8 protein-coding genes are annotated in these 7,429 nt (G+C 73.3%); 4 read left to right on the plus strand and 4 right to left on the minus strand.

Annotation, left to right across the window (positions count from 1 at the left end; genetic code table 11):
* Positions 1 to 60: 60 nt before the first annotated feature.
* The gene (locus AC5LSR_RS09465) at positions 61 to 666 is read left to right on the plus strand and encodes an NUDIX domain-containing protein (RefSeq protein WP_250281860.1); all 606 of its coding nucleotides are present in this window, start codon (positions 61 to 63) and stop codon (positions 664 to 666) included.
* 80 nt (positions 667 to 746) lie between these two features.
* On the opposite strand, the gene AC5LSR_RS09470 is transcribed toward AC5LSR_RS09465, so the two are convergent.
* The gene (locus tag AC5LSR_RS09470) at positions 747 to 1,580 is read right to left on the minus strand and encodes a PKD domain-containing protein (protein ID WP_493464818.1); all 834 of its coding nucleotides are present in this window, start codon (positions 1,578 to 1,580) and stop codon (positions 747 to 749) included.
* Between the two features lie 104 nt (positions 1,581 to 1,684).
* Positions 1,685 to 2,329, minus strand: coding sequence for a hypothetical protein (locus tag AC5LSR_RS09475; RefSeq protein WP_250281834.1), 645 nt, complete (start codon positions 2,327 to 2,329; stop codon positions 1,685 to 1,687).
* A gap of 408 nt (positions 2,330 to 2,737) precedes the next feature.
* Here AC5LSR_RS09475 and AC5LSR_RS09480 point away from each other — a divergent pair, with 408 nt between their 5' ends.
* The gene (locus AC5LSR_RS09480; RefSeq protein WP_250281858.1) at positions 2,738 to 3,730 is read left to right on the plus strand and encodes a tyrosine recombinase; all 993 of its coding nucleotides are present in this window, start codon (positions 2,738 to 2,740) and stop codon (positions 3,728 to 3,730) included.
* Between the two features lie 197 nt (positions 3,731 to 3,927).
* On the opposite strand, the gene AC5LSR_RS09485 is transcribed toward AC5LSR_RS09480, so the two are convergent.
* Positions 3,928 to 4,146 (minus strand): hypothetical protein, encoded by a 219-nt coding sequence (locus AC5LSR_RS09485; protein WP_013874442.1) that lies wholly within the window; start codon positions 4,144 to 4,146, stop codon positions 3,928 to 3,930.
* 617 nt (positions 4,147 to 4,763) lie between these two features.
* Between AC5LSR_RS09485 and npdG the strand changes: the two genes are divergently transcribed.
* Entirely contained in the window at positions 4,764 to 5,447 is a 684-nt protein-coding gene (gene npdG / locus AC5LSR_RS09490; RefSeq protein ID WP_250281833.1) for an NADPH-dependent F420 reductase, read from the plus strand.
* Between the two features lie 218 nt (positions 5,448 to 5,665).
* Complete coding sequence (locus tag AC5LSR_RS09495; RefSeq protein ID WP_445548476.1) at positions 5,666 to 6,472, plus strand: helical backbone metal receptor; 807 nt, start codon at positions 5,666 to 5,668, stop codon at positions 6,470 to 6,472.
* 179 nt (positions 6,473 to 6,651) lie between these two features.
* Here the strand turns inward: AC5LSR_RS09495 and panB are convergent.
* Positions 6,652 to 7,429: 3-methyl-2-oxobutanoate hydroxymethyltransferase (panB, locus tag AC5LSR_RS09500; protein WP_493464820.1), on the minus strand; the 778-nt coding region annotated here is incomplete at its 5' end.

Here is a 7,429-nt window from a genome sequence, read left to right on the forward strand (position 1 = left end):
GCGGCTGGCGCGCCGTCCGCGGCGGCGAGCTACCGCTCCGACAGCGGGCACCGCTACGAGGTGGTGGAGTCCGACGTCGTCTTCACCGGGCGGATCATCCGGCTGCGCCGGGACATCGTGCGGATGCCGGACGGCGTGGTGTCCCAGCGTGACGTCATCATGCACCCCGGCGCGGTCGGGGTGGTCGCGTTGGACGAGTCCGGGCGGGTGGTGATGGTCAACCAGTACCGTCACCCCGTCCGCCGGCCTCTGTGGGAGCTGCCCGCCGGCATCCTCGACATCCCCGGGGAGCCGCTGGCGGCCGCCGCCGCCCGCGAGCTCGCCGAGGAGGCCCATCTCACGGCCGCCCGCTGGGACCTGCTCGTCGACGTCCTGGCCTCGCCCGGGATGACCGACGAGGCGTACCGCGTCTTTCTCGCCCGCGAGCTGGCGGTGATCCCGCCGTCGCGGCGGCACGTCGGCGTCCACGAGGAGGCCGAGCTGCGCACGCGGCGGGTGGATCTCGACGAGGCGGTGGCCGACGTGCTGTCCGGGACCATCACCAACGCCATGGCTGTGATCGGCATCCTGGCGGCGGCGACGGCCCGCGCCGGCGGGTTCGCCGCCCTGCGCGCCGCGGACGCACCCTGGCCGGACCGCCCAGCACCAGGAGTGCCCGTTGGATAGCCATCCGTATCCGCCCGGCCGGCGCTTCAGCGGGCCGGACGGGCGGGTGGGCGGAGCGGGCCGGGGCAGGCGGTCTTGGGTCAGTCGTTGCCGGTGAGGACGCTGCCGGCCTCGTTCACGACGACGGGGGCGTTCGCGGCGAGGACCACCGGGTCCAGCGGGAATGCCTGCCCGACGCCGGGCACGGCGAACGTCCCCTGCCAGATCACCGTAAGTGTGATCGTGTAGGTGCCGGGCTGGCGGTAGGCGTGCGACACGTAGGCGTCGGGATGCTCCCGGGGTGAGATCGCCGGGTCGAAGGGGCGGCCGGGGGAGTCCGGGCCGGTCGCGCCGTCCCCGAAGTCCCACCGGTAGTGGGGGACCGCGGTGATCGTGGCGAGCACCGGCTGGTCGACGTTGAAGACGAAGGCCGGCGGGACCGGTGTGTACACCACCGTCGGCAGGTTGGCGAAGCTGCGCCCGCTCGGCGCGACGACGAGCGTGGGCTTGGGCAGCGCCTGTTCCCGCAGGTAGTTGGTGAGCGCGGCCTGGACCTGCGCGAGGGTCGGGGCGGCACCGGGCTGCGGGTCGCACAGCGCGTTCGTGTCAGCGGCCGCCTCCGGGGCGGTCACCCACAGCAGTTCCTCGAAGCCGGTGGTCTCGGCCCCGATGTTGCAGTAGTTCAGCGGGACGACGCAGTCCCCGCAGCCGCCGCCCGCCCGCCGGCCCGCGCCGGTCGCCGGCGTCCGCTGCAGCCGCCCGCCGACGAAGATGTAGGTGTATCCGCTGTCGGTGGCGCGGGTGTCGCAGTATCCCCACAGGGCCGCGCAGGACCCGCCGGTCCGCCCGTCCGGTGCGGCGGCGGCGGGTGACACCACCGGCGGGAGCATCCCGAGCAGGGACGCCGTGACGACAAGGAGCACGACCGCCAGCACTCTCCCGGGACCGCCCAGCCGCTCCGGTGGCCCCGGGCGTTCCAGATGTCCAGGGTGCTCCGGGCCGGGGCACGGGTGAGCGTGCGGGGACGGGGCTGCCCGCGTCACGACGGCCCCGTGGTGTACAGGACGTTCTGGATGCGCCAGCCCGCCGTGCTCAGCACCAGCGTCGCGGTGGCGGCGCGGGCCGGCTGGGCGGGATAGGTCCGGACGGTGTTGCCGGCGGCGTCGAGCAGCCGGACGGCTCTGATCGCCACGGTCGCGCGCGCGGTGGCGGTCCGCTCCCCGGGCGGATCCATGACGACCGGGCCGACGGCGAGCGGATCCACGTCGGCGTGCCCGCCCTGGTCGTGGAAACCGCGGGTGACACCGACGTCGAGCATGCACGTCTGGCATCCCGGCATGGCTGTCAGGCTCACGTCCGCCACCCGTCCCTCCCGACTGGCCGTGTTGATCTCCGTGAAGTACGCCCGTACCGTCGCCAGCGCCGTCCTGGCCGGGTCGGCGGGCGGCGGCCCGGACAGTGTGGCCGCCGCCGGTGACACGGGCCCGGCCGGGCCTGGATCGCCGGTGACCGGCCCGTCCGGCTGGCCGGCCGGGCCGAACGACTGCGCCCTGGGCGGAGCCGGGGCACCCGTGGTGGCCGCACTGCCGCCACAGCCGGCCGCCACCGTGAGGACGATGGCGGCCAGCAGACACCGGGCCGGCAGACACCGGGCGTGTCGTGGCGGTCCACTGTCTGTCCGCATCAGATGTGAGGATAGCCTCAGCCCTTTACACGTACGGACAGGGGCTGGCAAATCGCCCCGGCAGACGCGTCGTCCCAGGTGGTCGGGTGCGATCCGCGCGATATGGGCGGAGGCCGCCCGCCGGGCACCTACACTCACGTCGATGGCGAGCCACGTACATCGACGACGAGCGCGGGCGTGGGGATGGGTTGATGGGCTGATGGCCGGCGAGTCCGTTGTCGCCCCTGGCGGTGACCATGCTGTCTCTGAGGATGACCGGCGCCCACCTGGCCTGACCGCGGCCCATACGGCCCATACGGCCGGTGCGGCTCACGCGGCCGGTGCGGCTCACGCGGCCGGTGCGGCTCACGCGGCCGGTGCGGCTCACGCGGCCGGTGCGGCCGGTGCGCGCAGGGTACGCGCGTGAGCATGCCGGCCGGCCCGGAGCCCGTGGCCGGGGACCCGGCCGTCGTGGTCGAGCGCTTCCTCGACCATCTGGCGGGCGAGCGCGGGCTCGCGCGCAACTCGGTCCTCGCCTACCGGCGCGACCTGCGCCGCTACCTGGAGCACCTGCACCTGCGCGGGGTGCGTTCGCTGGCCGATGTGGACGAGTCCGAGGTGGCCGAGTTCGCGGCCACCCTCCGGGAGGGGGCCGGCGAGCACCCGCCGCTGGCGACGTCGTCGGTGGCGCGGATGCTCGTCTCGGTCCGGTCGCTGCACCGCTTCGCCGCGCGGGAGGGCGAGGTCACCTCGGACGTCTCCCGGCCGGTGCGCCCGCCGACCCCGCCGCGCCGGCTGCCCAGGGCGCTCACCGTCGACCAGGTGGTGGCCGTTCTGCGCGCCGCGTCCGCGTCCGCCGCCGGCGGTCCCGGCGGTGATCCCGCCGAGGGGAGCCGGCAGCTGCGGGCGGCCGCGCTGCTGGAACTGCTCTACGGGACGGGCGCGCGCATCTCCGAGGCCGTCGGCCTCGACGTCGACGACCTGGATCTGGACGCGGCGTCGGTGCGGCTGCGCGGCAAGGGTGGCCGGGCCCGGGTCGTCCCGCTCGGCCGGTACGCCGGGGAGGCGCTGGCCGCCTACCTGGTCCGGGCGCGGCCGGTGCTGGCGAGCCGGCGGGCGTCCCCGGCGGTCTTCCTGTCCCGGCGGGGGACCAGGCTGTCGCGGCAGAGCGCCTGGACGGTGCTGCGGACCGCGGCCGTGGCGGCCGGCGTGGAGGGCGTGTCACCGCACGTGCTGCGGCACTCCTTCGCGACCCACCTGCTCGACGGCGGGGCCGACGTGCGGGTCGTCCAGGAGCTGCTGGGCCACGCGTCGGTGAGCACCACCCAGATCTACACGCTGGTCACGGTGGACCGGCTGCGCGAGGTGTACGCGACGTCGCATCCCCGGGCGCTGGGCAGCGCCCGGCCGGCCCGGAGCTGACGCGCTCCCGGCGCACACCCGCCACCTGCGCACGCCACCTGCGCACGCCACCTGGAGACGCTGCCCGGCTCATGCCGCCTCGCCTGTGGCCGCCCGCCCACGGCAGGACGGCCGGGCTGGCCGCGGGTGGGGCCACCAGCGGATGGGCGCCCGCCCGCGTCTGTCGGCCTGCCCTGTCGCCGGGCAGGCCGCGCGGCTCAGGACGGGGTGTACGGCCCCAGGCTCGGCATGCCGTTGGACGGGGCCGGCGTGGGCACCCCTCCGACGCCTCCGACGCCCTGCGTGCTGCGCTCGGCGAGTGTCTCGCCGACCTTGCGCGCGATCGCCTCCATCAGGCGCAGTGCCTGCGGCAGCGACAGGTTGAGCACCACTTCGCTGTCGTTCGTCATCGCGAAGCGAACCGATACGTCCGCCATTGCTCGACCTCTTCCGCCTGGTTCTGTGGATCTCGCCGCTGTTCGTGGAATGGAACGGTACGACCCGTCCTCGAACGACGCGCGGCCGGGGTTGTCCAACGTTCCATGGATGTCACGCAACGCCATGTCATGGTCGCGAAGTGTTGTAAGAACGGAATTGTTTCCGTCGTTCACCTTCTGCCGCTCCTCTGCCTGATCGGTACGGCCGCGTCCGTTGAGAAGACTCCCGCCCCCCGGCGTCCGCCGGCGTTCTACAGGACGATCAACGCCCGTAGCTGTCACGTTGTTCAGGCATAGTCCCGCATTCGCTCCCGGGTCGGGTGACCGGGGGTACCCATGGGTGAACCCAGGCGTATGGATACACTTCGAGCCAGTCGGAAGTACTCGGGGTGGCAGGATCAGGAGCGGTGGCCCGGCCGGGCCGGGTGACCAGGCTGGCCAGAGCGGGCTGGTCAGGGCCGGTTCGAGGGCAGGGCGGGTTCGGGCGACACCGGCCTCTCGGTGTTCCGGGGCCGCTTCGCCGCCCACCGGCCTCCGTGACCGGCGACGGATGCGCCTGATCGGTCCGCCGGCGATCAGAATGCCCTGTGGGCGGGTCATGCGGCAGGATGTGGCCCATGGGCTCTCCTGGCGATCTACCTGACGTCTCGTTGTTGACGATCTCCATCCTTGGTGGCACGGGACCACAGGGCCGCGGGCTCGGGCGCCGTCTGGCCATCGCGGGCAACCGGGTCGTGCTGGGCTCGCGTTCCGCCGAGCGCGCCGGGGAGACCGCCGCGAAACTGGGCGCGGCCGGCTGGGCTGTCACCGGCGCGGACAACGCCACCGCCGCCGCCGCCGGCGACATCGTGATCGTCGCCGTGCCCTGGGACGGCCACGGCGAGCTGCTCACCAGCCTGCGCGCCGAGCTCGCCGGCAAGATCATCATTGACTGCGTCAACCCGCTCGGCTTCGACAAGGGCGGCGCGTTCGTGCTCCCGGTGCCCGAGGGCAGCGCGGCCCAGCAGGCTGCGGCACTGCTGCCGGAGAGCGCTGTGGTGGCCGCGTTCCACCATGTCAGCGCGGTGCTGCTGGAGGACGAGACGGTCAGCGAGATCGACACCGACGTTCTTGTCCTGGGTGACGACCGGCAGGCCACCGACACCGTCATAGCCCTGGCGGGCCGGATCGCCGGCATCCGCGGGGTCTACGCGGGCAAGCTGCGCAACGCCGCCTCCGTCGAGGGGCTGACCGCGAACCTGATCTCGGTGAACAGGCGTTACAAGTCCCACGCGGGGCTACGTGTGACAGACGTTCAGTAACGTTTGGCGGTAATAGCTAGCTGTAGCAGCAGGTAGCAGCAGGTAGTGGCAGCTCGAGTCAGGCGTTCTGTGGCGAATGTTTCATCACAGTGTTCCCCCACGGGCGTCCGGCGTTCCCCCGCGGACGTCCGGCCCGGCTGGCGGGCCCGGCTGGCGTAGGTGGCAATCGACCGGGGTAGGTGGCGACGGTGACGGCGAGCGGCCGGGACGATCCCGGCATCGACGATCTCAGTAACATCGACGATCTTGGTGACGAAGTGGACGATCTTGGTAACGAGGTGGCGGTGCCCCGGCGGGTGACCCGTGTGGTCTCACTCGTCCCCAGCCTGACCGAAGCCATCGCGCACACCGCGCCCGGCCTGCTGGTCGGGGCGACGGCCTGGTGCTCCCGCCCGGCCGACCTCGACGTGACCCGCGTGCGCGGGACGAAGAACCCGGACATCGCCACGATCCTCTCCCTCGCCCCGGACGTGGTCTGCGCCAACGCCGAGGAGAACCGGGACGTCGATCTCGACCAGCTCCGGGCGGCCGGCGTCCCGGTGTGGGTGACGGCGCCGGCCAGCGTGGACGCCGCCCTGGTCAGCCTCGAGCGGATGCTGCGGGGCGCCTGCCGCCTCGACCGGCCGGACTGGCTGGCCGCCGCCCGCGCGACCTGGGCGGCCCCATACCGCGGGCCGCGGCGCAGCGCGCTGGTCCCGGTGTGGCGCCGGCCCTGGATGGCGGTGGGGCGGGAGACGTTCACCGGTGACGTCCTGCGCCGGCTCGGGGTCGACAACGTGCTCGCCGGCCATCCGCAGCGTTATCCCCGGATCCACCTGGACGAGGTGCCGCCCGTCGACCTGGTGGTGCTGCCCGACGAGCCGTACCCGTTCAGCCCCGCCGACGGCCCGGAGGCGTTCGGGGACACCCCGGTGGTGTGCGTCTCCGGCCGCCACCTGACCTGGTACGGGCCGTCCCTGGTATCGGCCCGCGCCGTCCTCGACGCCCAGCTCTCCCACCCGGTCACCACCCCCGCCCGCACCTGACATCCGCGGTGCCGTCGCCGCCGGCCCATGCCGGGGCCGGAGATAGGGCTGTCACGAACGGATACCACCCGCCCACGTCACGTCTTCTGATCAGCCCTGAAGGACGTGGGCGTGATGCTTTGACGACAACCGCTGGGCGGGCCTGGTGGTGGCGGCCTGCCCAGCGGTGTCGGGTGTGCTCAGTGGTAGCTGTGTTCGATGGTGGGGAAGGTGCCGCCGCGGACCTCCTCGGTGAAGCGCAGCGCCGCGTCGGCGAGGATGGAGCGCAGGTCGGCGTAGTGCTTGACGAACCGGGCGTGCGCGTCGGAGAGGCCGGCCATGTCCTGCCAGACCAGGACCTGCGCGTCGCAGTCCGGACCGGCCCCGATACCGATGACCGGGATGGTCAGCTCCTTGCTCACCCGGGCGGCGAGATCGGACGGGACCACCTCGAGCACGACGGCGAACGCGCCGGCCGCCTCCAGCGCGAGCGCGTCGGCGAGCAGGGCGTCACCGGCGTTGCCGCGGCCCTGCACCCGGTAGCCGCCGAGGACGTTCACGCTCTGCGGGGTCAGCCCGAGGTGGGCCATGACCGGGATGCCGGCTGCCACCAGCGCGGCGACCTGCGGGACCACCCGGGCGCCCCCTTCGAGCTTGACCGCCTGGGCGCCGCCGTCCTTCAGGAAACGCGCCGCGTTGTCGATCGCCTGCTCCACCGACTTCTGGTAGGAGCCGAAGGGCAGGTCCGCGACGACCATCGCGTGGGTGGTTCCGCGGACGACCGCGCGTACCAGCGACAGCATCTCCTCCACCGTCACCGGGACGGTGGTGTCGTAGCCGTAGACGACGTTGGCCGCCGAGTCGCCGACGAGCAGCACCGGCACGCCCACCTCGTCGAAGATGCGGGCGGTGGTCGCGTCGTAGGCGGTGAGCATCGCCCACTTCTCCCCGCGGTCCTTCGCTGCCTGGACCTCCCGG

The organism is Protofrankia sp. CiP1_Cm_nod4, from assembly GCF_982290645.1.

Excerpts from the sequence above, each read along its gene's own strand:
- AC5LSR_RS09480 (WP_250281858.1), top strand. The coding sequence starts at position 2,738 with ATGCCGGCCGGCCCGGAGCCCGTGGCCGGGGACCCGGCCGTCGTGGTC.
- npdG (WP_250281833.1), top strand. The coding sequence starts at position 4,764 with ATGGGCTCTCCTGGCGATCTACCTGACGTCTCGTTGTTGACGATCTCC.
- AC5LSR_RS09485 (WP_013874442.1), bottom strand. The coding sequence starts at position 4,146 with ATGGCGGACGTATCGGTTCGCTTCGCGATGACGAACGACAGCGAAGTG.
- AC5LSR_RS09475 (WP_250281834.1), bottom strand. The coding sequence starts at position 2,329 with ATGCGGACAGACAGTGGACCGCCACGACACGCCCGGTGTCTGCCGGCC.